This window comes from Okeania sp. SIO3I5 (assembly GCF_010672085.1).
Classification (GTDB): Bacteria; Cyanobacteriota; Cyanobacteriia; order Cyanobacteriales; family Microcoleaceae; genus Trichodesmium.
In genome coordinates, this window is sequence record NZ_JAAHHT010000145.1 from 1 (window position 1) to 24,736 (window position 24,736).

Annotated in this window: 23 protein-coding genes and 1 pseudogene; 15 read left to right on the top strand and 9 right to left on the bottom strand. The window is 35.6% G+C overall.

Going from position 1 to position 24,736, the window contains the following annotated elements; all coding sequences use genetic code 11:
• Positions 1-644: 644 nt before the first annotated feature.
• From F6K40_RS26105 to F6K40_RS26115, 3 genes are all read right to left on the bottom strand, one after another.
• Entirely contained in the window at positions 645-812 is a 168-nt protein-coding gene (locus tag F6K40_RS26105) for a hypothetical protein (RefSeq protein ID WP_293140020.1), read from the bottom strand.
• Between the two features lie 110 nt (positions 813-922).
• Positions 923-2,029 (bottom strand): aldo/keto reductase, encoded by a 1,107-nt coding sequence (locus tag F6K40_RS26110; protein ID WP_293140021.1) that lies wholly within the window; start codon positions 2,027-2,029, stop codon positions 923-925.
• Between the two features lie 151 nt (positions 2,030-2,180).
• Positions 2,181-3,122 carry a DUF3768 domain-containing protein gene (locus tag F6K40_RS26115; protein WP_293140022.1) on the bottom strand — a complete coding sequence of 314 codons (942 nt, stop codon included), beginning with the start codon at positions 3,120-3,122 and terminating at the stop codon, positions 2,181-2,183.
• A gap of 1,068 nt (positions 3,123-4,190) precedes the next feature.
• Between F6K40_RS26115 and F6K40_RS26120 the strand changes: the two genes are divergently transcribed.
• The 3 genes from F6K40_RS26120 (at position 4,191) to F6K40_RS26130 (ending at position 5,680) form a co-directional block, all read left to right on the top strand.
• Positions 4,191-4,673 (top strand): hypothetical protein, encoded by a 483-nt coding sequence (locus tag F6K40_RS26120; RefSeq protein ID WP_293140023.1) that lies wholly within the window; start codon positions 4,191-4,193, stop codon positions 4,671-4,673.
• A gap of 38 nt (positions 4,674-4,711) precedes the next feature.
• On the top strand, positions 4,712-4,990 hold the full coding sequence (locus tag F6K40_RS26125; protein ID WP_293140024.1) for a hypothetical protein: 279 nt from the start codon (positions 4,712-4,714) through the stop codon (positions 4,988-4,990).
• Between the two features lie 219 nt (positions 4,991-5,209).
• Entirely contained in the window at positions 5,210-5,680 is a 471-nt protein-coding gene (locus F6K40_RS26130; protein WP_293140025.1) for a response regulator, read from the top strand.
• A 330-nt stretch (positions 5,681-6,010) separates the two neighbouring features.
• Here F6K40_RS26130 and F6K40_RS26135 read toward each other — a convergent pair whose 3' ends face one another.
• From F6K40_RS26135 to F6K40_RS26145, 3 genes are read right to left on the bottom strand one after another with little or no spacing between them, the layout of a single operon-like run.
• Entirely contained in the window at positions 6,011-7,126 is a 1,116-nt protein-coding gene (locus F6K40_RS26135; RefSeq protein WP_293140026.1) for an AAA family ATPase, read from the bottom strand.
• Between the two features lie 51 nt (positions 7,127-7,177).
• Positions 7,178-9,742: a WD40 repeat domain-containing protein gene (locus tag F6K40_RS26140; protein ID WP_293140027.1), complete on the bottom strand. Its 2,565-nt coding sequence runs from the start codon at positions 9,740-9,742 to the stop codon at positions 7,178-7,180.
• Positions 9,726-11,171 carry a P-loop domain-containing protein gene (locus F6K40_RS26145; protein ID WP_293140028.1) on the bottom strand — a complete coding sequence of 482 codons (1,446 nt, stop codon included), beginning with the start codon at positions 11,169-11,171 and terminating at the stop codon, positions 9,726-9,728. Before F6K40_RS26145 ends, F6K40_RS26140 begins: the two co-directional genes overlap by 17 nt.
• 673 nt (positions 11,172-11,844) lie before the next feature.
• Here F6K40_RS26145 and F6K40_RS26150 point away from each other — a divergent pair.
• Entirely contained in the window at positions 11,845-12,102 is a 258-nt protein-coding gene (locus F6K40_RS26150; RefSeq protein ID WP_293140029.1) for a hypothetical protein, read from the top strand.
• Positions 12,103-12,313: 211 nt separating this feature from the next.
• On the opposite strand, the gene F6K40_RS26155 is transcribed toward F6K40_RS26150, so the two are convergent.
• From F6K40_RS26155 to F6K40_RS26165, 3 genes are all read right to left on the bottom strand, one after another.
• Entirely contained in the window at positions 12,314-12,469 is a 156-nt protein-coding gene (locus F6K40_RS26155) for a hypothetical protein (protein ID WP_293140030.1), read from the bottom strand.
• A gap of 289 nt (positions 12,470-12,758) precedes the next feature.
• Positions 12,759-13,442: an ImmA/IrrE family metallo-endopeptidase gene (locus F6K40_RS26160; protein WP_293140031.1), complete on the bottom strand. Its 684-nt coding sequence runs from the start codon at positions 13,440-13,442 to the stop codon at positions 12,759-12,761.
• Positions 13,439-13,780 (bottom strand): helix-turn-helix domain-containing protein, encoded by a 342-nt coding sequence (locus F6K40_RS26165; protein WP_293140032.1) that lies wholly within the window; start codon positions 13,778-13,780, stop codon positions 13,439-13,441. Before F6K40_RS26165 ends, F6K40_RS26160 begins: the two co-directional genes overlap by 4 nt.
• Positions 13,781-14,027: 247 nt before the next feature.
• Here F6K40_RS26165 and F6K40_RS26170 point away from each other — a divergent pair, with 247 nt between their 5' ends.
• From F6K40_RS26170 to F6K40_RS26225, 11 genes and pseudogenes are all read left to right on the top strand, one after another.
• Positions 14,028-14,294 (top strand): hypothetical protein, encoded by a 267-nt coding sequence (locus F6K40_RS26170; RefSeq protein WP_293140033.1) that lies wholly within the window; start codon positions 14,028-14,030, stop codon positions 14,292-14,294.
• Positions 14,295-14,721: 427 nt separating this feature from the next.
• Entirely contained in the window at positions 14,722-15,432 is a 711-nt protein-coding gene (locus F6K40_RS26175; protein ID WP_293140034.1) for a hypothetical protein, read from the top strand.
• A 237-nt stretch (positions 15,433-15,669) separates the two neighbouring features.
• On the top strand, positions 15,670-16,059 hold the full coding sequence (locus tag F6K40_RS26180) for a hypothetical protein (protein WP_293140035.1): 390 nt from the start codon (positions 15,670-15,672) through the stop codon (positions 16,057-16,059).
• A 358-nt stretch (positions 16,060-16,417) separates the two neighbouring features.
• Positions 16,418-17,413 (top strand): coiled-coil domain-containing protein, encoded by a 996-nt coding sequence (locus F6K40_RS26185; protein WP_293140036.1) that lies wholly within the window; start codon positions 16,418-16,420, stop codon positions 17,411-17,413.
• A gap of 191 nt (positions 17,414-17,604) precedes the next feature.
• Positions 17,605-18,705: a coiled-coil domain-containing protein gene (locus F6K40_RS26190; protein ID WP_293140037.1), complete on the top strand. Its 1,101-nt coding sequence runs from the start codon at positions 17,605-17,607 to the stop codon at positions 18,703-18,705.
• 253 nt (positions 18,706-18,958) lie between these two features.
• Positions 18,959-19,243 carry a YiaA/YiaB family inner membrane protein gene (locus F6K40_RS26195; RefSeq protein ID WP_293140038.1) on the top strand — a complete coding sequence of 95 codons (285 nt, stop codon included), beginning with the start codon at positions 18,959-18,961 and terminating at the stop codon, positions 19,241-19,243.
• Between the two features lie 161 nt (positions 19,244-19,404).
• Positions 19,405-19,632 carry a YiaA/YiaB family inner membrane protein gene (locus F6K40_RS26200; RefSeq protein WP_365672851.1) on the top strand — a complete coding sequence of 76 codons (228 nt, stop codon included), beginning with the start codon at positions 19,405-19,407 and terminating at the stop codon, positions 19,630-19,632.
• 727 nt (positions 19,633-20,359) lie between these two features.
• Positions 20,360-20,908: a type IV pilin-like G/H family protein gene (locus F6K40_RS26205; protein WP_293140039.1), complete on the top strand. Its 549-nt coding sequence runs from the start codon at positions 20,360-20,362 to the stop codon at positions 20,906-20,908.
• 77 nt (positions 20,909-20,985) lie between these two features.
• Positions 20,986-21,936, top strand: coding sequence for an ABC transporter ATP-binding protein (locus F6K40_RS26210; protein WP_293140040.1), 951 nt, complete (start codon positions 20,986-20,988; stop codon positions 21,934-21,936).
• A gap of 26 nt (positions 21,937-21,962) precedes the next feature.
• The gene (locus F6K40_RS26215; protein WP_293140041.1) at positions 21,963-23,585 is read left to right on the top strand and encodes a hypothetical protein; all 1,623 of its coding nucleotides are present in this window, start codon (positions 21,963-21,965) and stop codon (positions 23,583-23,585) included.
• Positions 23,586-23,998: 413 nt separating this feature from the next.
• A pseudogene (locus F6K40_RS26225) lies at positions 23,999-24,736 on the top strand (hypothetical protein); the annotation flags it as partial.

Here is a 24,736-nt window from a genome sequence, read left to right on the forward strand (position 1 = left end):
TCTACATTGATAAAAAAGTGTATTGAAAAATACTCTTTTCTCCTGAAAAAGCCGATTCAAGACTTAAACATAACTTGTCTATGTTGTCAAGTTTTATGTTAAGAAAGATGTTTATAAAGCATAGCTTAAAAAGGGGGGAGTCTTCAAAGTCCCCCTTTTCAAGGGGGATTTAGGGGGATCGTAACTGTACCTCATCTTTATGAGAAATGCTATATCGTATTACTGAGGAGTAAGGAGTAATGAGTAATGAGTAAGGAGGTAGGGACGTATTGCTGACGCTTTCGCTCCGCTAACGCTGCGCGACATGTAACGCATTACAGCGCTTTTCAGTTGAGTAGACCACTAAATTCATTGTTAGGAGTCAGGAGTCAGGAGTCAGGAGTCAGGAGTTAGGAGTTAGGAGTCAGGAGTTAGGAGTGAAGAGTCAGTATCATTGTGGTTTATTCATATGAAAACCGCTGTAATGTTCAAGCAACGTCCGTACGGAGTAATATCAAATCCGGTTGAATACAAGAGTGTATTGTTGGGGGAGATGGGGAGACGGTCCGATTTAATAATGAACATATACTATATAACCGGATTTGATATAATTGAGACAAAAAAACAAAATTTGGGTAAATTAATCTAAAACGGAAAGTGTAATTTTAGCTATATCTTGATAATGCTTTTCGATCAGGATTAATTTTAGAAATTACTCGCAAACCTTGTAGACAACAGGTGAGAAATTTTGCTAAGGCAGCAATATCTTTTTTCTGAGTAATTTCGCCAGGACTTACGCAGGGGAACCTAGAAACCCGGTTTCTCGTAAACATCTATTGCTCAAAACAACGATTTCTCGTAGAAACCGGGTTTCGCGTGCGTAAGTCCTATTCACCTTTTTTTTGAGCTATAGTTAAGACTTGTTTGAGTGCATTTTCAATCCCTACTCCCTACTCCCTAAATTAGCAAAGTCAGCAGCATCTAAAGGCGGAATGTTATTTAATGTCAGATTTTCTGCCACATGGTTAGGAGATTTCATCCCCACTAGAGCGGAGCATAAACCAGGAACACTGCGGGTAAATTGGAGAGCGCGTACTGCATCTGTTGCCAGGTTTTCACCGAGAGCAGTCATAATTTTTTTGGGAAATTGCTTCAGGTTTTTAGCTTGAGCAATAGAAGCACTAGCGAGCGCATTGATGCCAAGTTGGTTTGCTGCAGTAATAGCAGGTAAAATTTTACCGTCTACAACTTGAGTAGGAGTAATAATTGCTTCTGTCATTGCCAGGTTAACTGGTAGTTGGATAAATTGGAAGCGATCGCCACCTCCACCTGCTACTTCTTGAGCAATAGATTTTGTTTTAGCTAAGTCAATGTGTTTTGCTTCTGTTGGTGGCACTCGAAAACCTTGCCAAGTAGCTATTCCATAAGCAGTTATTTTACCAGCATCGACAGCTTTTTCCAACACTAAAAAAACTGCTTTCAGACGGCGATAAAATTCTTCTGAAGGAATAATTCCTAATTGAGTTTCTGGGTTATGTAAATAATAAATATCAATAGTTTCTATGCCCAAATTTATTAAACTACGTTCCAGTTGGTCTTGAATATATTCTGGGTGCATACAGTGAACTCCCGCCACCATATCTGTTACTTGAATATTAAATTTAGGGTTGTCTATATATTCTCGTTTAAACCACTCTTCTTTTTCTCGATTAGGAATAAAACCACCTTTAGAACAAATGATTAATTCTTCTCGCGATACAGTTTTTGATTCTATTAATTTAAGTAGGGCTTTTTTGACACTAATTTCGCCATGCTGAGACCGATAATTTATGGCAGTATCTATTAAATTTATTCCGCTTTTTACCGATCTAATAATTGCTTCTGCGACTAAATTATCTGTTACTGAATCTGAGGAACCTAGATATGTACCGATACCTATTGAACTAGCAGTAAAGTTGTTAAATTCTCGGAAGTGTTCTGGGGGAAATTCTGTTTGATGAAGTTGAGCATAATGCTTAGTTTTTATTTTTGTAGCTTTTCCTAAAATCACTTTTTTTCACTCCTCATTAATCAGAATTAATTTGTTGGACATGATGTAAGCAAACAGCTATTAGCTGTCAGTTCTCAGCAATAAGACTTTGCTACAACCTAGGAAGCTAACTGATAACTGATAACTGATAACTGATAACTGAAGTATGATATTAACATTCGTCTGCTCGTATTACCAATAACACTCTAGTAGTTTTATTGATATCTTCTGGTGCATCTGATAACATAATCATGCTTATATCTAGATAGTCAATTTTCCAAACATATTCTACTCCATCTAGTGTCACTTGACCCATTTCATGTTTACCTTTAGGGTCATTTTCAGGTGTAAAATCAGAAAAATCTTGAATTTCCTTAAATAGTTCTTTTTGTTTTTTTCTCGGCAATGCTAATACTTGCCGACTCATTCTATATTCTCCTAAACTTTTATCTCCATTTCTAAAGCGATCGTTTAACTTAGCTATTGTTGTTTCCCTAACTTGTTTTTCTGTTGTTCTATTCCACAATTCTTGAGCAGAATATCCTAGAGATTTTACTGTATTAAACGCCTCTAGATTCCAAGAACTAACGGATTCTATTTTAGCTCTCAAAGATAACCAATCTATTTGATTATCAATTTTTATCGATCTTTCTGGCTGACATTTATCTTCCATTAATAATAGAGTTAAATATGGCATCTTTTCCAATTTCTCTAAAGGAGAAGGTAAAATATTTCCTCCATAATGATTAATCCAAACTTGATAAATATAATCGTTTCCTGATAACTGGAACAGTACATATAATGGTGCAACAGAAATTGAGCCTACTTTTGTGATAAAAACTCCAGCTTTAGCAGTCACTTTCACAGAACTTTCTAAATGCCAACTTTTCCCTGGAGAAAGTTTTAATAAAAATAATGGTTCATAATCTTTTGTCAAGCCAGATGCTGTAGAGAGAGGTAAGAAAATTTGATTTTTTTCTGAAGGAGGACGAGTTAAAATCCAATTCCAAGTTGATGTACCTATTGGAGACTGACTAAATATTTTAAAAAAATCATTTTGTTGAGATTCAGGTAATTGTTTATGTTGATTTAATAATTGTTTATTTCGGCTCATTTTTCTCCCAATAGTTAATTCTTAAAGATTATTTAAAGTTGTTTGATTTTTATATTTTGGTTGGGACTAGGAATAAATTATACAATAGGAGTCTACCTCCTAGATTTTATAGTATCTGACTAGAGCAGAAAATAGAAAAATTGATTAAGATTTGAGTTAATTATGATTACTAGATTCTAGCATAACTATATTGTGTACCCAAATTTATCTTGAGTTTTTTGGCCAGAATGTCCTTGTGCCTCGAGTTAGTTGGAGGTCAAATTTTCTCTGGGTGTTAAATATTAGGAAGTTGATGGCAAATGCAAGAGATAAAAAGTCATGGAAAATCTGGGTGTCAATATCGCGCTGTGAATTCAGATCGGGAATTAAGCATTAAGACTTTGATATTATATATATATTTATGGATGTTGATATATAGCAATCCTAAATGATTTGTGAAATTTTTATAATAATTAATCTTAACTCCAAACATGAGTAAATTCTGACTCCTGTACGGGCGATTTGCGAATCACCCCTACCACCAAAATCTTACAACTGAAATAGGATTGCTATATAAGAGAAAATACTTTATTGGTTAAGAATAATTATCAAAAATTTGCTGGGATAAGCAAGTAGTGTTTCTACTATAATCTATCTTAATAAATAGATTTGATCTATTTGTTTAAGATATGATATAAATAGTCAAGCTAAATAGATTGTATATTTGCTGCTTAGGTTAAGTAGGTAGGTCTTTTCAGTTATCAGTTATCAGTTATCAGTTATCAGTACCTCCGACTTTAGTCGGAAGGTTAAAATACTGAATTGAATATTTTTTTCATCTCCTTAAAAGGGCAGGCTTTGGACCTAATTTTTTGGTCAAATAATTTTTAGATTAATGTGTTTAAGTATACAATTATATTTTCGTTCCCTGTGCCCATATCCAGTTTTCTCTACTTAACAAATGTTAAATTATAGTGGTCTTTAGATAGATAGACTACAACGAGTATAAACAACCCTAAAACATCTTAATTATTCCTTAAAGACTTTCCATCCAATATCCCTATTTACTTCCTTTTGTAAAAGACTTTTGTGGTCTACTTAAATAAATGGGAAGTCCCTACTTTAGTCTACTTACATGAAAACTTCTGTCAACTTATTTTTGATATTTCAAATGTTGTATTAAATACAAATTTAGCTACTATGGTAAACTTAACTGGAACTTGGCTAGGTACTTATTGGCAACAAGCAAATCCTACAAGATTTGAAGCTACTTTGATTCAAGGTGGTAATACTTTGAGTGGCAATATTTTAGATGATAATTATTTAGGAGAAGCTACATTAAGCGGTGAAGTTATTGGACGTAAGATTAGTTTTACCAAGCGATACGTTATAGGTTCACAATACATTATTAATTATATTGGTACTGTTTCTGAAGATGAAAATTTTATGCAAGGAGAATGGCGAATAAATAGGTCTGATTCTGGAACTTGGGAAGCTCACAGAAGCAATGAAGACCTAACTTTGGAGCTAAAAAATCTTTTCTCTCAAAAGTTACCTGTCTCTTTGAGTTAAATATTAATAATTTGTCATATTCTGTAACCAAATAAATTATGCAAAAAAATACTCCTATATATTGTTTTAGAGCAACTTGGAAATCAGAAAATCAATTTGATAATAATAATATTCCTGAATGGGTGTGCGTAGAAACTAATTGGCAAGGATATAAAATATCAACTGTTCCTTGGATAGCAGATGTTGCTCAGGCGGTTGGGATATTGAATATAGAAAATACTCCTTACGGATGGATTTTATATTTAAAAAAATTTGGATTCCAAGATGTTCAACAGGTTTCTTGCGAAGATATTTTTGAGGAAAAATTATACTTTTAACTACGATTTGTTTTGATGATCAATACTTATTATCACTTATTATTAGTGATTAAAGTCACATTGATAAATCTATACCATCACTGCTAAGTTTATTAATCTTAATTTAAGATATATATTAATGCCTTATGCTAGAATTGTATTAATCAAAACTACTTAATTAGCAGGACAGTGTAATTAAAAGCAACCGTAATTATATCCACCAGAGGAGAACTGTAGAAAATGCTTAAAAAAAAGGTTTTATTAGTCGAAGATAGCTGTACTGTTAGGAAAATAATTTCCTACTATCTGATTAGATTAGGACTAAATGTAATAGAAGCTAATGATGGTGTAAAAGCAATAGAAAAAGTTTATTCTGAGAAACCCGATCTGGTACTTTTAGACATTTCAATACCAAAATTAAATGGTTATGCTGTGTGTCAAAAAATTAAGTCCGATCCTGAAATACAACATATTCCTGTGATTTTCTGCACTAGCAAAAATGATCAAAATGATTATTATGAAGCACTAAAATATGGTGCGGACGGTTATCTTAGCAAACCTTTCCAAAATTCTGAAATCTTGGCTATGATGACAGAGCTAGGAATGGCTAAACTAGGAATATATGAGGATAAATACATACCAACTTTAAAAGAAGGTTGTATCAGGTTGATAGCGCCGACAACTAACGATTATATTAATCAATTGGCTTAGATAGTTAAACTCTGTAATTAACTTTAGAGGTTATATTCAATATCTACTTACCGATTGAATTATTGATATTTAGCTTGTCTAAATGAATTGAAAAAGTATCATAATTTTTTACATCAGCAGGATTAAAAAGTTGAAAATTGGCAAAAAACTGAAAGAGATTTTTAATGCTCTTACCTAATAAGATCGAAACTATTGATTTAGATAGTCACACAATTGTATATCTACTTAGCTTTATAGTTTCAAAAACTTGATAATTGATTCAAAATTAAAGGTCAAAAAAAGGGATTTGGTTATTATTTAGCTAGATTATAGAAAGCAAACCCCTACTTCTTAAACTCTTCTCAAAAAATCCTGGAAACTGGGATGATATAAACTATATTTCTCTCCTGAATCGTTTTTTTCTATTTCTAGAAACTCCCACCAATTTTCTAATATTTCCTCAATATCAAATTTATCCCCATCTAAACTTTCATCTAAATTTTTAGCTATTGTTTCTACAGATAAATTAATATCGGAATTAACTAACTGCTTCAATATATTTAGTTCTAATTCCGTTGGCGATCGAGGAAACATTTTTTGCCAATGTTGTTGATAGTAAGAAACTAGAGCTGATGGTAGTTTATCTTGCTCGAAGTTTGCGTTATTAAAATCCTCAATTATTGTCCTTAATACTGTAGTTAAATACAGCCAATTATCCCCGGCATAATTGAGTAAATTTTCTGTAAAAATATTCTCCCTAATTTGCTGTTTTGCTAACCAGCGATCGCAGATTTCCTGATGTTGGTTTTGGCTGAGAAACTGCTGAATATATTCTCTCATATCTGACTTTGTTTCCTGATGGTAATTTTTCAGATTAATAACTTTGTGGGGAGCCTCGATTAAAAGTCGAGAATTTTGGGATAAAAACGGACGGCGGGTAATTAGGAAATAAATTTGCTGAGGTACATATCTCGGCAAATAGAGAATGTTTGTATAACTAATTTGGTCGTTTAAGTCGAGAGCATCTAGAGCATCTATGGCAATTATTAAGTGTTGGTTGCTTGGGAATGAGTCACTAATTTTTTGCAGCAAAAGGATGAGAAAACCGCCGTCTTGAGTCGCATTTTCCGGGAGAATGGAATAGTCTAACCCGTAATGCTGGATGAGTTGGTGGGAAATGTTTTGGAGAAACAGATGGGTGCGGTTTTGTTGATTGATTTGACAGTTGTAATAGACTGCCTGGGAATGGGTGAGAATGTATTTTGCCAAGAGGGCGCTTTTTCCACTACCAGGAGGAGCGGTTATTGAGATATAGCCGCGATCGTATTGTTGGATGAATTGGTTTATTTCTGAGAATACGGATTTTCTGCCGACAAAGTTTTCGGCGAGCGTGGTGAGAATGGGTTGCCAGTTTGGCGGTGGCGTGTTGGTGTCGTAAGGGTTGATAGTTTGCGGTTTGTTGTTCATATTTTTAAGCCTCTAACTTTAGCGATCGGTACTGATAACTGAAATGACAAATCATCCGCCATCCAACCCCTCCATCCTGAAAAAGTGAACCACTCCCCCACTATCCCCCGCAACAACACTCCGAGCATCAGCACCGACAGCACAACACCAAAACGGATATTCACCATAAAAAGTCAGCAAGTTTTCTCCAGTCTCTAGACTCCAGACTTTAACTGTTTTATCATCTGAACCCGAAACCACAAATTTGCTATTGGGTGTCACTGCTACTGCCCTTACCGAGTAACTATGCCCTCTGAGAGTGTGTAACTCCTCCCCAGTCTCCAGACTCCAGACTTTAACTGTTTTATCATCTGAACCCGAAACCACAAATTTGCTATTGGGTGTCACTGCTACTGCCCTTACCGAGTAACTATGCCCTCTGAGACTGTGTAACTCCTCCCCAGTCTCCAGACTCCATATTTTCAGTGTTTGATCCCCTGAACCAGAAACCATATATCTGCCATCTGGCGTAACTGCTACTGCCGTTACCAAGTAACTATGCCTCCTGAGACTGTGTAACTCCTCCCCAGTCTCCAGACTCCATATTTTCAGTGTTTGATCCCATGAACCCGAAACCACATATTTGCCATCGGGTGTCACTGCTATTGCCATTACCGAGTAACTATGCCCCCTGAGACTGTGTAACTCCTGCCCAGTCTCCAGACTCCATATTTTCAGTGTTTGATCCCATGAACCCGAAACCACATATTTGCCATCGGGTGTTACTGCTACTGCCATTACCCAGTCACTATGCCCCCTGAGACTGTGTAACTCCTCCCCAGTCTCCAGACTCCAGACTTTCAGTGTTTCATCCCTTGAACCCGAAACCACATATTTGCCATCGGGTGTCACTGCTACTGCCCTTACCCAGTCACTATGTCCCCTGAGACTGTGTAACTTCTGCCCAGTTTCCAAACTCCAGACTTTCAGTGTATGATCGCTTGAAGCAGAAACCACATATTTACTATCGGGCGTCACTGTTACTGCCCTTACCCAGTCACTATGCCCCCTGAGGCTGTGTAATTCTTGTCCAGTTTCCAAACTCCAGACTTTCAGTGTTTCATCCCTTGAACCCGAAACCACATATTTGCTATCGGGTGTTACTGCTACTGCATTTACCAAGTTACTATACCCCCCGAGACTGTGTAACTCCTCCCCAGTCTCGAGACTCCAGACTTTCAGTGTTTCATCCCTTGAACCCGAAACCACATATTTGCCATCGGGCGTCACTGCTACTGCATTTACCAAGTCACTATGCCCCCTGAGGCTGTGTAATTCTTGTCCAGTTTCCAAACTCCAGACTTTCAGTGTTTCATCCCTTGAACCCGAAACCACATATTTGCTATCGGGTGTTACTGCTACTGCATTTACCAAGTCACTATACCCTCCGAGACTGTGTAACTCCTGCCCAGTCTCGAGACTCCAGACTTTCAGTGCTTCATCCCTTGAACCCGAAACCACATATTTGCTATCGGGTGTTACTGCTACTGCATTTACCAAGTTACTATACCCCCTGAGACTGTGTAACTCCTGCCCAGTCTCGAGATTCCAGACTTTCAGTGTTTCATCCCTTGAACCCGAAACCACATATTTGCCATTGGGCGTCACTGCTACTGCATTTACCAAGTTACTATGCCCCCTGAGACTGTGTAACTCCTGCCCAGTCTCGAGACTCCAGACTTTCAATGTTTCATCCCTTGAACCCGAAACCACATATTTGCTATCGGGTGTTACTGCTACTGCATTTACCAAGTTACTATACCCCCTGAGACTGTGTAACTCCTGCCCAGTCTCGAGATTCCAGACTTTCAGTGTTTCATCCCTTGAACCCGAAACCACAAATTTGCCATTGGGTGTTACTGCTACTGCCGTTACCGAGTCACTATGCCCAGTAAAAGTACGGATCAGAGGATCGTCAGCAGGGTTGAGGTTTGCTGCAAGTGGGCGCAACCAGGGTTGTTCGCTATATTTTTGGGCTTCAGTTAATAGTTTCTCCAGGACAGGCATTTGTTTTGTTGGTGGCAATTCTTTTTTAGTAAACATCTCTGATAATTCACCAGAACTCGCTGTCAAAAGATGATTGGGTCTTAACTTCCGGGGATGTCTAGTATATTTGGGCAAAAATTTACCAATAATGGGTATGTATTCCCAAAAGTATTTATAAGTTGGTGGTGATGTTAGCGGTGGTATTTGTGGTGATGGTATTTGTGGCGGTATTGGTGCTAGCAACCGCCCCAATAGTTGCCCCGGTAACTGATTCTCATCATCTATAAACAGGTGTGCTGACTTTTGCAATGCCAATTTTATTAACGTCAATGCTTTTTCTGCCTCCCCATCCCGATCGCTCCACTCAATCATTTCCAGACTATCTAACAATTTATAATCATTTATTAAAGCCTCAATGCCATATTCTGGATGCTTAATTTTAGCTAACAAAAAATTAAAATCACTCAAACGCTGATAATATTTTTCAACTTGCTTTGTTTCGACTTTCAGGCGCGGATCGTCTAACAACAGTCGCTGTTGACTTGGAGATAACTTAGCAAAATTTTCTGTAAACTTACTCCTCCGAGTCACCCTCAAGTTCCTCCCACAATGAATCATTATAATCAGACAACATTTGTTCAATATTCCCTAACTTTGGAATAGCTTTTCTAATCTCCCGTTGCTTCTCAACAAAGTCACTAAAACTCAAGTGATAAATAGAATAACATTTCTCTCCTACCAACATTTGCTTTTTTAAAAATTGTATCCAGTCATCCAAAACTTCCTGCACGTCATACTTACTCATAGACTCTTTTTGATTGACAATATCGGTAATACATTCACAACTTATCGGTTGATCCGCCACGACTAAAATACACAAAATCATCGTTTTCATGGGATTTATCAGCAACCTTTCCCACTGCCGATAATAATATTGTTCTAAACCTTCTGGCAATTGTTGAATTTGCAAATCATCTAATTTCCCCTTAGCAATATCGGGCAATACAAAATATAAATACATAAAATTATTCTGACTTTTATCTGCCAAAGTTTGGAGAAATTCTGGGGGAGAACATTGTCGTTCCTTCATCCATAACTGAAATTTTTCTTGATATTCGGGAGCGTCAATATAAGTAGTGATATATTGGGTAATATCCTCTATATTAAATTGTTTATATTCTCTCAAATCTAATTCTTTTATCCCCACAGATTGAGCAATAACTAACTTTTTTTGTTCGGCAGTATAGGGGCGACGAGTTAACAGAAAATAAACCTGTTCTGGCAAGTTTTGGGGTAAGTCTAAAATATTATGCCCTGGTTCAGTTTTTGCCACCTCATCCAAAGCATCAACAACTATAATTAACCGTCGATTTTCTGATGGTTTAGCTTGAGCTTTCTGGAGTAAAGTTCTTAGGTCATCTCTTTCAGTATTTTGTAGTTGATAATAGTGGGATATTTGCTGACGAATTTTATTCAGAAAATCATCAGGAGTATTGCATCCCGTAGTTAGCTCATTAAAATAATGAATAACCTGATTATCTTTAACATATTTAGCAGCGATCGCGCTCTTTCCCATCCCCGGTTCCCCAATCACAGTAAAATAACCTTGGGAATTTTCATTAATAAATTTATTGAATGCCTCAAAGACAAATTTTCGTCCACAAAAACGTTTAGTTTTCTCTTCAATTAATGGCTCAAAACCTGTAATTAATGATTTTGCTTGGGGCGGTAAATTATTTCCTTTTAAATTAAGGTATTCTTGGCTGAGATAAAGATGTAAATCATCAACTTTACCTCTACTATCCTTTTTTAACTTCGGACAACTTTCCTCAAATTTTTCATAAATCTTCGTCATTCTTGCCTTAACAGATTCTTCTTTTAGATATAATTTTTTCGCTACTAATTTTAACTCTAGTGGTTTTTTATTTGCGTTTGGAAAAATTTCCTTTAAAGTTTCTGTTGCATCTGGATTTAATCCATGTTTGGTTGCTATCAATTCCAGAAATTCTAGCCATTCCATTAGTTAACCTCTCTCTAATCACAACAGTAAATTATAGCAATCCAGTATAGGTTGTAATATTTGATCGTAGGGGTTTAGTCTCCTTTCCCCAAGCATAAATGGGATTTGGAAACCAAACCCCTACAGCTTTTTTCACAAATCATTTCATCTTGCTATATTGTAAAATCACAACAGCAAATTATCGCAATCGAGTATAGATTGTAATATCAAATCCGGTAGTATCGGTAGAATTTCAGACTGTAGGGGTTTGGTCTCCAAACCCTCCACGCGACTCGGAGTTTTCACCAATATTCATGGTCGAATTTATTCACTCCGAAGCCAGCGGATTTGATATAATATTTGATCGTAGGGGTTTGGTCTCCTTTCCCCAAGCATAAATGGGATTTGGAAACCAAACCCCTACAGCTTTTTTCACAAATCATTTCATCTTGCTATATAGTAAAACTATAATTAACAATATAAATATAGCATCTAAACTCAAAAAAAATATCAATTTTATACCTAGATTATACTTCAAATATACCTGAGATATACCTACAGAAAAATCAACTTAAAATATACCTTTTGTACCTTGGTATTGCGCAAGTATAGAGAACCTAAAAACCCCTTGCGGAAAAAATAAATTTGCAGCTATAGTGTTAACAACAAGCAATTCAAATGAGGAAAAAAAATTATGCTAAACATCAAACAAATTTTGGAAATAGGAAAAAAATTCATGCCAAACATCAAACAAATTTTTGAAAATATCCTGACAGCAAATCCCGAAATCAAGGGCAAAATTAACCCAATTAATCCCGAAAATGTTGTAGAAAATAAATTAGATGCAATGGCAGGATTAGAAACAGTCATTTCCCAAACTAACCACCGAAAAATAACCAAACAAATTAATGTAGCGGTAAACATCATAATTCCCACAACTATTAACAGATGAAGCGCTTTCCGTTGTTATGAGGTACACACATCGCGGGCAAGATGCCCGCACTACATGATTTTCACCATTTACCACATCATTTCCCGGAAATCTGCTGTACGTGTAGGTTGGGTTGAGGGACGAAACCCAACAACAACAATTACAGCGCTTTCCATTGTTATCAGGTAAACACATCGCGGGCAAGATGCCCGCACTACATGATTTTCACCATTTACCACATCATTTCCCGGAAATCTGCTGTACGTGTAGGTTGGGTTGAGGGACGAAACCCAACAACAACATAATACCAATTTAATAAATGTTTGCTACGAATCTCTGTTGCCGGACGATCTGTTGCCTGTTGCCGATAACTAGAGTTTTGTAACATTCTTGCTTTCAAAATGATATAGCACTACGCAAATAGATTAGGACGTTTATAAATGCTCAAAGTAAGTCAGGGATTACTTTTGAATTTTGAATTTTGAATTTTGAATTTTGAATTGCGCTATATAAGTTGGGTTTCACTGCGTTCAACCCAACCTACATTTTTGGCATTGCATAATTGTGGGATGATTTTGTTACAGAGGATCGAGCATAATCCCCGTGTTGATCTGTCCCCGTGTCCCCGTGTCAGTCTCAATCATCCCAGTATTCAACAACGCCCATTTTTAGGCGTGTCATCCAAATAGTTGTGTTTGCCCCTTGACTTCAGCGGGTCCCCGATAAATCGTGCGACTACCTTTAGGAATAGAAATCCAACCAAACTCTTGCAGGCGATAAGTTAAATTAGAAATACTCACACCTAACTCATCTTTGATTTTATAAAGGTTTGACCACTTAGTTAAATCTCTGCCTTGTCTTTTCTCTTCCAGAATTGACTTTGGCATCAATAAACAACCTGCAAAATATTGTGCTTGCCACTCAATGGAGTCAATTTTACTGCCGCCTGCACCTCGACAAACAAAAGGTTCTTCTGACTCTTGTGGTTTTCCATAATCACCGAGATCGAGTTCTAACTGTTTGACAACTCCATCTGCTTCGTCATGGTTAATATGTAGCACCCAATGACCAATTTCGTGAGCAAGCGTCGATTCTTGAAACCCTTGAGGTTTATCTAAAATTTCCTCATTGATTTCAATCAGTCGTTCCGTTGGTAAGATTCGAGCAGCGATCGCTCCTTCTTCATCAGGCGGAATGTAATCCCAAACTACTCCCAAATCTAAAAAATCAGCTACTAAAGAAGCATCAAAAGGCCATTTGGGAGCAAAATTTGCGGTTTTGTGCATTTGCCTGAGAATATCGTTTGCCCGATGCTCAATCGACTCTTTGCGATAAAAGCTATAGGGTTTAAGGATACTCATACTTCATTCTCCCTTGCCGCTTGAGATATTTTTTGAGCGAACTCAGGATTTTCTTGTACTCGTCGGAATAATGCTAGCATCTCTCTTGGGTTTTGCTTGAGAATTTCCTCGTACTGTTGAGGAATTCTTCCAGCAAGGAATATTAATTCCTCTGGATTCAAATTGAGATTTTTCGCTAATCCGCGAATCACATCTTCTTTTGGCGCATAGTCTGCGCGATCGTTCTCTAGCTTGGACAAATAGGTGAAGTCCACTCCTAGGTGTTTGGCCAGTTCCCTTTGGGAGTATCCTTTGTCCTTGCGGGCCTTTCTAATTAGTCTTCCAAAACTTTTTGCCACGTCTTTTTACCTCCTGGTAAGTATTTTAAACTACTTTGACGAAAATTTCAACTTACCCCTTGACGATTAAATCAACGAGCGCTACAATAAGTTTAGTTGATAAAAAAATCAATAAAAACACACTACTGGTAAGGTTGAACAGTCAGTCAATTGGAATGAGACTCTATATATAGTGTCATGCTCGAATTGGCGAATTGTAAATTTACCCTTAGTCTTCACAAGTATAATCCACCTGGAGGATGCCATTATGCTCAGAACCTGGACAGACACCCACTACAAATTAGAAGACGAAGATTGGTTGTATATCGCTACCCATGAAGAACAGAATTCTGCCTCTCTTGTTTGCCCAGGATATGCCAGGGATGGGGAAGGTTTCAGCATTCACTTTACTCCTGCTCACATAGAAATGTTAGATCATTTACTGGGAGCATTGCGAATTATTAAAGCTCAGGAAGAAGCAACCACAGATTACAAATATCCAGAACCAGTAAAGTTGTCACATCTTATTAATTAGGGAGTAATGAGTTGAGTAATGAGTAATGAGTTGAGTAATGAGTAATGAGTAATGAGTAATGAGGTAGGGACGTTGCATAACAAAAATGCTAACGTCCGTACGGAGTAATGAGTAGCGAGTAGAGGGAAGAAGGATAAGGGGAAGAGGGAAGAACTAATTATTAGAATTTACGCTCCCTAACCAAGAAACCGGGTTTATTACCCGAATTTAGATATTATATTCTAAATTTTAGTTCATAAACCCGGTTTCTGCGTAAGTATTGATTGCGTCTGGATAATTAGCGATCAAACTTCGTTCCGAGGTTCGCGATCAAACTACGTTTTGCTTCGCGATCGCCAAACTTCTCCTCTAATTTAAAAGACAAATCTTTCTCCAACTTCTCTGTTCAAAAAATTAGAAATAAATCAAATTCAAAGGAAACAAAAAAATGTCTAATACTAATACAAAAGCCAAAATTGATGTTTTTGGAGCCAAACCAAAACAAGCCTTATTAGTACCAGAAATTCCCATTGCAGTTCGTAATAATTGTCAATCAGGACAATGGGTAATTGGAGACACAGATTACGGCTCAAAAGTATCAATGACAATTCTCAAATTCAGCAAATTTTTTGGCAATTTAGGTCAAACAGTTAATACTTTGTGGGGTCAACTTTGGTTTGTAGCTGAGTCGGGAGAATTACCTCAAGGAGTGTTGATGGTGACATATATTAAAAGTCGTTCATTGAATGATTTTAATCGTTTAATTGCCTCAGTTCAAGCCAATGGAGTTGAACCAGCAACAGGAATTTTTATTCCTGAATTTGTGAAACATAGCGGTCAAAAACCAGATGAAAATGGTGTGGTAAAACCTATTAATTATTACAGTCTAAAATGGCGTTGGCAAGAACGCACAGACTGGTCAATTATTCATCAGGCAGCAGCAGTGCTTTCTGAGGAAAGTAATTTATCAAGAATGATTGACTTAGAAGGAAGCAGAAAAATGGTTTGTTTAGATGATTTATCTCCTAATGAAACTGCTAGTTTGATGGCTGCTCATACTAATAGTAATTCTGATGCTTTGGTGTTGAGTTTAAATGCTAGTAATGATACAGCTTTACCATCTGAAAATGAGCCTGTAGCTACTGCATTATCTTCATAAATAAGCAATCAGCTATCAGCAATCAGCAATCAGCTATGAGTTGTTAACTGATTATTTTCAAAGAAGGAATTAGTCTCTAAAGAGAATTAAAAGTTATCAAGAAAAAGGTTTTTATTCAACCTTAGTAAGTTCTGACTTTCAAAAGCTCTTTAGGTATTATCCTCAAGGAAAAGCTGAATGCTAAAAGCTGATAGCTGAATGCTAATAAAAAACATCTGAAAACTCAAAGAAATACAAATGAGCAAAATTCCGAAATTCACGATTCATCAGGGTGCAAAAACACCACAAAAGCAACAGTGGGAAGAGAATTTACGAGGCAAAATAAAAGTTAAGCATCAAATTCGAGCTGATACTATTAATGACTTGGAAAATTTCAGTCAAGATTTGCGACATATTAGTTTAGTTGTTGAATCTATTCAGAATAATTACCAGGCATTACTAACAGAAAATCATCATTTAAAATCGACTCTTTTACAATTAGTAGATGATTGTTACTGTTGGAAAGGTAATCGCTGTGAAAAATGCCAGAAAATTCTCAAATCATTAGCTCCAGAAACAGCTAAGAAAAAAATTAATACTGCCCAGGAATATGAGGTTATTTTAAATCAACTTCGGAAACTGGGTTAAGGAAGTGTGGGAAGGGTGGGAGGTGTGGGGAGGGTGGGAGGTGTGGGGAGGGTGGGGAGTGTGGGAAGTGTGGGAAGTGTGGGAAGGGTGGGAAGGGTGGGAAGGGTAGGGAAAAACTCTTCAGAATAATTACCATAATTACTAGGCATTACTAACAGAAAATCATCATTTAAAATCGACTCTTTTAGAGTTAGTAAATGATTGTTACTGTTGGAAAGGTAATCGCTGTGAAAAATGCCAGAAAATTCTCAAATCATTAGCTCCAGAAACAGCTAAGAAAAAAATAAACTCCAGTATTTCAAGCATCAAGCTTAATTTAGAGATACTGACAACTGATCATTGATAACTGATAACTGAAATGACACAAACTACATCTGAAAACAGCAAAAATCAAGTAATGAAATCATTTGAGCAAATTTTAGCTGCTCGCAAAAATATCACATCAAAAGTAGCAACTAAGGAGGAAGAAGCAGAGAAAGAAAAAGGTAAACAAATATTAGAAACTGCTGCTACTTATACTACTGATAGTATTGTTAAAGGTTTAGCTGATTTACAATTAGATTTTGGTGGCATTGTGAATCAATTATTAGAAAATTTACACCAAGAATCGGCAAAACTTGACGAATTAAAACTTGCTATTGAAATAGAAAATCAACATCTCCAAGAGTTACAAAAAGTTCGTGTTGTTGCTGATGCACTGCATATTTTAACTCAAGAACATCAGGAAAAGTTACGATTCTTAGAACATAATTTTAACGAACATCAAGAAAATATTACAAAGGATATGACGACTAAGCGAAAGGCTTGGCAAAAGGAACAAGAAGAGTTTGAATTAACAGTTGAAGAGGAAAATAAATTGTTAATTAAACAGCGGGAACAAGAAGTTGCTGACTATCAATATGAATTAGAACGTCAACGTAAAATTGAAACGGATGACTATGAAGAAATGAAACGAAATATGGAACGAGAATTACGAGATTTAGGTCAACAAAAGGAAAAACAATGGCAAGAAAGAGAAAGTTATCTGGCGGAAAATCAAGTTGAATTTGAAGAAAACAGAGAGAAAGTTAATGGTTTTGAAGAAGAGTTGAAAAAGGCTTATGTTAAAGCTAAAGAGGAGGCAATTCAAGAAGCAAACCGGGAGGCAAAAGTTAAAGCTGATTTGTTTGCGAAAGAGTGGGAAGGAATGAAGAATGGTTATGAATTAAAGATTCAATCTTTGGAGGAAACAATTCAGCGACAAACCGAACAAATTACCGATATTTCTACTCAATTACAAGCGTCAATACAGCAATCGCAAGATTTAGCTATGAGAGCTTTTGCTAGTTCTAATAATGGTTCTCAAGCAAAGTAGAATTCAGAATTTAGAATTCAGAATTTAGAATTCAGAATTGGTGAATTAGAAAATTTAGAATTGGTGAATTTACCTTAGAGAATTCAAAATTTAGAATTGGTAAATTTACCTTAGAGAATTTAGAATTCAGAATTGGTAAATTTACCTTTGATTCTAAATTCACAAAAAAAACTTAACAGGAGAAAAAACAAATGGTTAAAAGAGTTAGTGCTAACAATACCAAAGCTGAAATTTTAGAAGCTTTTGCAGAATTAAAAAAGGAAAAATCTGCTCTAGAAACAGAAGTTAAGGAGTTAAGTCAGGGAGGTAAAACTACTACTAAAACTTCTGTAGATTCAATTTCAAAACAACCAGAAAAAAAAGGAGCAAAATCTATGAACATCAATCAAATTCAGAATAAACAAAGTATGCAATATACAATTGAAAACTTACTCGCGCTGCAAACTGGTTTTGGTGGATCTGTTAGCGAATTATCAGAAAAACTCACTTCAGAAGCTACTAAATTAGAAGACGTTCGACAAAAAGTTGGAGAAGAAATTAAACAATTGAACGATTTGCATAATTTAGAAAATCTTGAGGAAAATACTTTAGATAATTTGATTCAACAGTATGAACAAAACGCTAAAGAATTTGAAGCAGAATTTAGCGATCGCCAAGAAACATTACAACAAGAAATAGAGTCAGGAAAACAAGCTTGGGCAAAGGAACAATTGGAACATCAACGCAATATTAAAGAACGAAATGATCAGCAAAATAAAGTTCGTGAACGGGATGCTGAAACTTATGAATATGACTTGCAGTTGCAACGGGATTTAGATATTGATGAGTATGAACAAAACAAGAAAAATTTGTATCAAGAATTAGAAGAATCTCAAAAACAACAGGAGAAATTGTGGTCTGAAAGAGAGCAGTCTCTTTCAGAACGGGAAAAAGATTTTGCCGAAGTAGAATTGAAGGTAAAAGACTTTGAAAAAGAACTAGAAGCTAATATCAAGAATGGTAAAGAAAATGGGCGAAATATTGGCACTTATCAGGCTAAAGTTAAATCCGATTTGTTGGCAAAAGAAGTAGAAGGAGAAAAGCAATTTTATGAACTACGGATTCAATCTTTACAACAGACAATTCAAAATCAAGAACAGCGGATTAAAAACTTATCTCAACAATTAGACTCGACTTTAGTTCAGGTTCAAGATTTAGCTGTGAAAGCCATTGAAGGTGCATCAAATTCTCGTTCATTTCAAGCTATGAAAGAAATTGTTCTAGAACAAAAGAATCAGCAAAAGAAAAATTAATTTATAACCATTAGCACTTTTCATAATTAGTCGATCGTAAAGTAGGGACGTTCCATGGAACGTCCCTACATAGTTATTATTTTTAGAACTTACACGCCCAAACAAGAACCGGATTTTTGTATCTAACTTCTAACTTCTTAGCGTAGCGATATGTGCATCTATAGAAACTGTCACACCACTATTATTCCTATAAATTTCTACACCTAAAATCAAAATTAATCAGCTAAAAATATTGATTTGAGGCATTAATTTTATGACTAACAAATATGTTCAACAAAAAGATACTGCTGCATGGATACTTCAAGTTTGGGCTTCTTTTATTCTTGCTACTTCTGGAACAGCGATCGGCATTATTTACCTACCTGTAGATAATTGGATTAAAAGTTTTATGGGAATGGGTTTAACATTCTCAGTAGGTTCCGCTTTTACCCTAGCAAAAACCATTAGAGATAATTATGAATCAGGAAGAATAAGTGCCAGACTTGATGAAGCAAAAGTTGAAAAATTACTTGCAGATCATCATCCTTTAGACAAGTAAAATAATTGAATTCAGAAGTTATAGCACTACATTTTTTAATTAGCAAAATAAATTTTATTTGTTAGGAAATAGGGAATATTATAACATTTACAGTGCGATATTCGCACCCTATTTCGTAGTGCTTGAATCAAATAAAAATATTGATTTGAGGTATTAATTTTATGACCAACAAAGATGTTCAACAAAAAGATACTGCTGCATGGATATTTCAAGTTTGGGCTTCCTTTATCCTTGCTACTGCGGGCACAGCAACTGGCATTATTTACCTACCTGTAGATATTTGGATTAAAAGCTTTGTGGGGATGGGTTTAATATTCTCAATAGGTTCCGCTTTTACCCTAGCAAAAACCATTAGAGATAATTACGAATCTAAAATTATCAAAGAATAACTGCCAGACTTGATGAAGCCAAAGTTGGAAAATTACTTGCACATCATCATGCTTTTAGAGAAGTAGAAAGTATTTATTAAATTCCCATCTGGTGGGCAAATACTTCTACACAATTAAATACTAATAATAGAAAAAAAATTGGGCACGACACAAGTTTTTCATAAGTCTGTACAGATGATGAAAAATGATTAATTGGTGTATTCGTGCCCAATTTTATGTTTAACTCATGCAGCAACTATTTACCGAAAAATTTTGGTTTAAAGCCTCCCCTTGGATAGGGGATAATAAATAAAAATTTTCATGATTAGTCAATCCTCTTCTTTTCAAGGATAGGTAATTATTCATTATTCATTATTCATTATTCATTATTCATTGTTGAACGAATCTATTTACCGATCAGTAATATGATTTACCTAAGTTTATTATTAGAAATAATTTGTAATTTTTAGAGAGATAGGAGAGACTAAGAAGGTGGGTTATTTCAGTTATCAGTTATCAGTTATCAGTTATCAGCACCTCTGGATTTAGCCAGAGGTTTGACATAAGGAATGTTCTCTTTTTTATCCCCTATCCAAGGGGAGGCGCATACCCTTTTTTTTTGGTACAATAACAGGAAAGTTAATTAGTAGTTAATAAAACTTGATCTTAGATATTTTCTGGGTGTAATGTGAGTAAGCAATGCCTCGATAAAAATTTAACTACAAAAAGGAAAACTAGGAGATAAAAAATGTCAACAAAACAATCTGCTAATTTTAGGAATATATCCTTGGTTGATTTTATCGCGTTGATATTTTTGGTGGTATTTAGCATGGCTATATTACCCTCGTTTTTACGACAACCAATTAACCCATCCCCACGCAGCGAGGCAAGACAATATATAGCTTCAATTAATAAAGGACAACAAGCTTATTATTATGAAAACGGTGAGTTTAGCAATAATATTCCCGATCTAGGACTAGGTATTGAATTAGAAACAAGAAATTACTCATACAAAATCAAAGAAATTAATAGCAAAAACGCCATAGCTACTGCTACTAATAAACATAACTTACCTTATTATTATCAACGCAGATACTTACCTTTTTTTGGGAAAAGATTACCCTTTTATCGACGGATACATCTACCTAAAATTCATTTAAAAAGTTATTCTGGTATAGTATATCTTAAAGACGGTACTACTCAAACAATGATTTGTGAAACTGACGAACCGTCATTAACAGCACCTGATAATTTTCAATCCTTTGACCAATGTCCGTTAGGTTCTTCAGCACTGTAAAACATCCATATTTTTCCTGTCAAAACAATCTTTCAGGAAATTTCTAGAACAACCTCTCTTATTTTTATCCAACAATCATGCTCAAAGAACTAGCAATTGAAACCCGTGGACTAACTAAACAATTCGATCGCCACATAGCGGTTAACGACCTATATTTACAAGTGGCCACCGGAGAAGTTTATGGACTGATCGGACCGAATGGCGCCGGCAAAACCACCCTGTTACGAATGTTATCTACTGCCGAAGAACCCACCGTTGGAGAAATATATATCAGTGGAGAACGCTTGCTGCGAGACCATACTAACTCCACCCTGAAACAACGTCTCGGTTTTTTGCCAGACGATTTTCCGGTATATGATGATCTGAGTGTGTGGGATTATCTTGACTATTTTGCCAGACTTTACAATTTGCGCGAACCCCACCGTTCGCGCCGACTGTTTGCTGTCTTGGAATTAGTCCAACTGGTAAATAAACGGAACAGTTTGATTTCTACTTTGTCGCGGGGTATGAAACAACGCCTAAGTTTGGGAAGAACTATTATTCACGAACCCTTACTTCTATTATTAGATGAACCTGTTTCTGGTTTAGATCCCATCGCCAGAATGCAATTTCGGGAAATTATCAAAGCATTGCAAGAAGCAGGGATGACAATAGTCATTTCTTCCCATGTTCTTAGTGACTTGGCAGAACTTTGCACTTCTGTGGGAATAATGGAATTAGGTTATTTGGTAGAAAGCGCTTCTCTCAAAGAACTTTATCAACGTCTTAGCACTCAGCAAATCTCGATTTCTGTCATGGGTGAGTTATCAGAGTTAATTACGGAAATTAAAAATTCCCCCTGGGTGGAAACTTGGGAAGTTTTGCCAGAAGATCGGCAAGTACAGGTTCAATTTTCCGGAACTCCCGAAGATGCTGCTAGTTTGTTGCGATCGCTCATTCTTGCTAATATCCCAATCACAAATTTCCATTGTACTCAAGAAGACTTGGAAGCAATTTTTCTCAAACTCGGACATCAACAAGCAAATTAATTTTATAATTTTTGGAGTTATAACTTATGTTATCTAAACCATTCGTCAATTTATTCAATTGGAATCCTCAATTATTCCGAGAAATAAAAGGTCGCCTCAAAACCAGAAATGTAGCGATCGCCATCTCCGCATCTCTCCTGTACCAATTCATAGTAATGACGTATTATCTACGAAGACTTCCACAAGAATACGGTAGATATGTTACCAGTGATAGTCAATATTGTGTCGAAGTAGGAAAATATTGTACAGATATTGAGTGGTCTAGTTGGTGGTTAGATATCTTCAACAATTTGAGTTTGATTTTGCTTCCTTTAATGTTAATTGGCGGTGTCTATATGTTAGTAGGAGATATAGCAAAAGAACAACGTCTTGGTACTCTCAATTTTATTCGTCTTAGTCCTAAATCTAGTCAGAAAATTTTGCTCGGCAAACTATTAGGAGTACCAATTTTAATTTACCTAGCAGTAGCTATTTTCTTACCTCTACATTTGTGGGCAAATATATCATCTGGTTTGCCTTTATCTTGGTTTTTTGCATTTTATGGAGTTTTAATAATAGCTTGTTGTTTTTTCTATAATACCTCACTACTTTTGGCATTTTTAGGAGTTACTCAACCTTGGTTATCTGCTGCCATAACAGGCATATTTTTCTATCTTCTAATAGCTCTTATTGATGAAGGGTATAGTGATGAGATTAACGCCATTATTGGTACTCATGAAAGAAATGTTCCACTAATAAAAATGGGTGCGATAATTACTTTAAGAATTGGTCAGATGATTATTTCAGGTCTAATTTTGGGAAGCTACTGGATTTGGCAAGCTGTAAATCGTCGTTACAGAAATCCTAATGCTACAGCTATTAATAAAAAACAAAGCTATTGCTTAATGGGATGTTTCCAAGTCTATCTAATGCTATGTTTCTTACTACACAATATTGACCATAAATCAACTGACATTTTACAAGGATCGCTGGGTTTATTCTGTGCCCTTAATTTGTTGTGGTTTTTATTAGTAATTGCTATGTTGTCACCTCAACGACAAAGCATACAAAACTGGGCAAGATATAGACATCAACAAGTTAATAATGATCAAATTGCAATTGTCAAAGGATTATCTATTAGCTTAAAACAAGATTTAATTTGGAGTGAAAAAAGTCCAGCTTTAGTAGCAATAGGAATTAATCTAGTTATTACTGCTGTAATTTGGATTGCCTGGATTTTATTTTGGCAGCAAAATAACACAATCAAACTATCAGCTATTTTGATATTAATTTTGAGCTTTACCTTCATCTTAATTTATGCAGCGATCGCTCAATTTATATTGCTAACAAAAGTCAAAAAGCCTACTATTTGGGCTATAGGAATAGTAAGTGGTTTTATTTTTATACCACCTATTGCACTAAGCTTAATGTCAATTAACCCTGATATTTATCCTTGTTTGTGGTTGTTATCTGCTTTTCCTTCGTCTGCTATGATCCACAGTTCTTTAGCTATTACACCAATTTTAATAGCAATTATTGGTCAGTGGACTGTCTTAGTATCAGTAACTTTACTACTAATCCGAAAAATAAAAAAATTAGGTGCATCTGATTCTCAGAAATTACTGACAGGTCAAAAAGATAGAAGAATTCATAGTCATAAAAATTATTAGGAACTCAATAACTAATAATATAAATTAGCTCTAAGTAACTAATGATGACTTAGAAAAAATTGAAATCTGGAGCGGGTTATATTACCAAAAAAAAAGCTTTTTCCTCTAAATACTTTTGCTTAAACCCGCCTCCTATATATTAACTGCTTCAAAAGTTGAAATTTTACTTTCAATTTTGTAGCGATCGCTCATTATGGCTAATATCCCAGTCACAAATTTCCATTGCACTCAAGAATACTTAGAAGCAATTTTTCTCAAGCTAGGATATTAGCAAGCAAATTAAGACTTACCCAGGAGGAACCCAGAAACCCGGTTTCTACGGTAAACCATTATTTTTAACAATAGACATTTAGGAGAAACCGGGTTTCTTTGCGTAAATCCTGTTAATTTCAAAACTTTTGGAGTTATAACTTATGTTCTCAAAACTATTCGTCAATTTATTCAATTGGAATCCTCAATTATTCCGAGAAATAAAAGGTCGCTGCAAAACCAGAAATGTAGCGATCGCCATCTCTTTATCTCTCCTCTGCCAATTCATAGTAATGATGGTTTTCCTAGAAAAACTTCCACAAAAATACGGTACAGATGTTACTCTCTATAATGGATATTGTGTCAGAATAGGACGATATTGTACAGATATTAATTGGTCTAATTGGTGGGTAGATATCTTCAACACTTTGAATGTGATTTTGCTGGCTTTAATGTTAATTGGTGGTGTCTATATGTTAGTAGCAGACCTAGCAAAAGAACAACGTCTTGGTACTCTGAATTTTATTCGTCTTAGTCCTCAATCAAGTCAGAAAATTTTACTCGGCAAACTATTAGGAGTACCAATTTTAATTTACCTAGCAGGAGCTATTTCTTTGCCTCTACATTTGTGGGCAAATATATCATCTGGTTTGTCTTTATTCTCGTTAATTGGATTTTATGGATTTTTAATAACAGTTTGTTGCTTTTTCTACAATATTTCAATACTTTTTGCATTTTTAGGAGGTACTCAAGCTTGGCTAGCTACTGCCATAACAAGTATATTTCTGTTTCTTTCTTTAGGTATTATTCAATCATATACTGATGAAGTTTATGCTGTTAGTAGTAGTGATGAAATCAATATTCTATTAAAAGTTGCTGGGATAATTATTTTAGGTATAGTT

What these genes read in the sequence shown, in the direction of transcription:
- F6K40_RS26150 (WP_293140029.1), top strand. Translation starts at nt 11,845, where the DNA reads ATGCTAAACATCAAACAAATTTTGGAAATAGGAAAAAAATTCATGCCA.
- F6K40_RS26160 (WP_293140031.1), bottom strand. Translation starts at nt 13,442, where the DNA reads ATGAGTATCCTTAAACCCTATAGCTTTTATCGCAAAGAGTCGATTGAG.
- F6K40_RS26155 (WP_293140030.1), bottom strand. Translation starts at nt 12,469, where the DNA reads ATGTTACAAAACTCTAGTTATCGGCAACAGGCAACAGATCGTCCGGCA.
- F6K40_RS26145 (WP_293140028.1), bottom strand. Translation starts at nt 11,171, where the DNA reads ATGGAATGGCTAGAATTTCTGGAATTGATAGCAACCAAACATGGATTA.
- F6K40_RS26200 (WP_365672851.1), top strand. Translation starts at nt 19,405, where the DNA reads ATGACCAACAAAGATGTTCAACAAAAAGATACTGCTGCATGGATATTT.
- F6K40_RS26180 (WP_293140035.1), top strand. Translation starts at nt 15,670, where the DNA reads ATGAGCAAAATTCCGAAATTCACGATTCATCAGGGTGCAAAAACACCA.
- F6K40_RS26105 (WP_293140020.1), bottom strand. Translation starts at nt 812, where the DNA reads ATGTTTACGAGAAACCGGGTTTCTAGGTTCCCCTGCGTAAGTCCTGGC.
- F6K40_RS26135 (WP_293140026.1), bottom strand. Translation starts at nt 7,126, where the DNA reads ATGAACAACAAACCGCAAACTATCAACCCTTACGACACCAACACGCCA.
- F6K40_RS26195 (WP_293140038.1), top strand. Translation starts at nt 18,959, where the DNA reads ATGACTAACAAATATGTTCAACAAAAAGATACTGCTGCATGGATACTT.
- F6K40_RS26170 (WP_293140033.1), top strand. Translation starts at nt 14,028, where the DNA reads ATGCTCAGAACCTGGACAGACACCCACTACAAATTAGAAGACGAAGAT.
- F6K40_RS26210 (WP_293140040.1), top strand. Translation starts at nt 20,986, where the DNA reads ATGCTCAAAGAACTAGCAATTGAAACCCGTGGACTAACTAAACAATTC.
- F6K40_RS26185 (WP_293140036.1), top strand. Translation starts at nt 16,418, where the DNA reads ATGACACAAACTACATCTGAAAACAGCAAAAATCAAGTAATGAAATCA.
- F6K40_RS26215 (WP_293140041.1), top strand. Translation starts at nt 21,963, where the DNA reads ATGTTATCTAAACCATTCGTCAATTTATTCAATTGGAATCCTCAATTA.
- F6K40_RS26115 (WP_293140022.1), bottom strand. Translation starts at nt 3,122, where the DNA reads ATGAGCCGAAATAAACAATTATTAAATCAACATAAACAATTACCTGAA.
- F6K40_RS26175 (WP_293140034.1), top strand. Translation starts at nt 14,722, where the DNA reads ATGTCTAATACTAATACAAAAGCCAAAATTGATGTTTTTGGAGCCAAA.
- F6K40_RS26130 (WP_293140025.1), top strand. Translation starts at nt 5,210, where the DNA reads ATGCTTAAAAAAAAGGTTTTATTAGTCGAAGATAGCTGTACTGTTAGG.
- F6K40_RS26205 (WP_293140039.1), top strand. Translation starts at nt 20,360, where the DNA reads ATGTCAACAAAACAATCTGCTAATTTTAGGAATATATCCTTGGTTGAT.
- F6K40_RS26190 (WP_293140037.1), top strand. Translation starts at nt 17,605, where the DNA reads ATGGTTAAAAGAGTTAGTGCTAACAATACCAAAGCTGAAATTTTAGAA.
- F6K40_RS26125 (WP_293140024.1), top strand. Translation starts at nt 4,712, where the DNA reads ATGCAAAAAAATACTCCTATATATTGTTTTAGAGCAACTTGGAAATCA.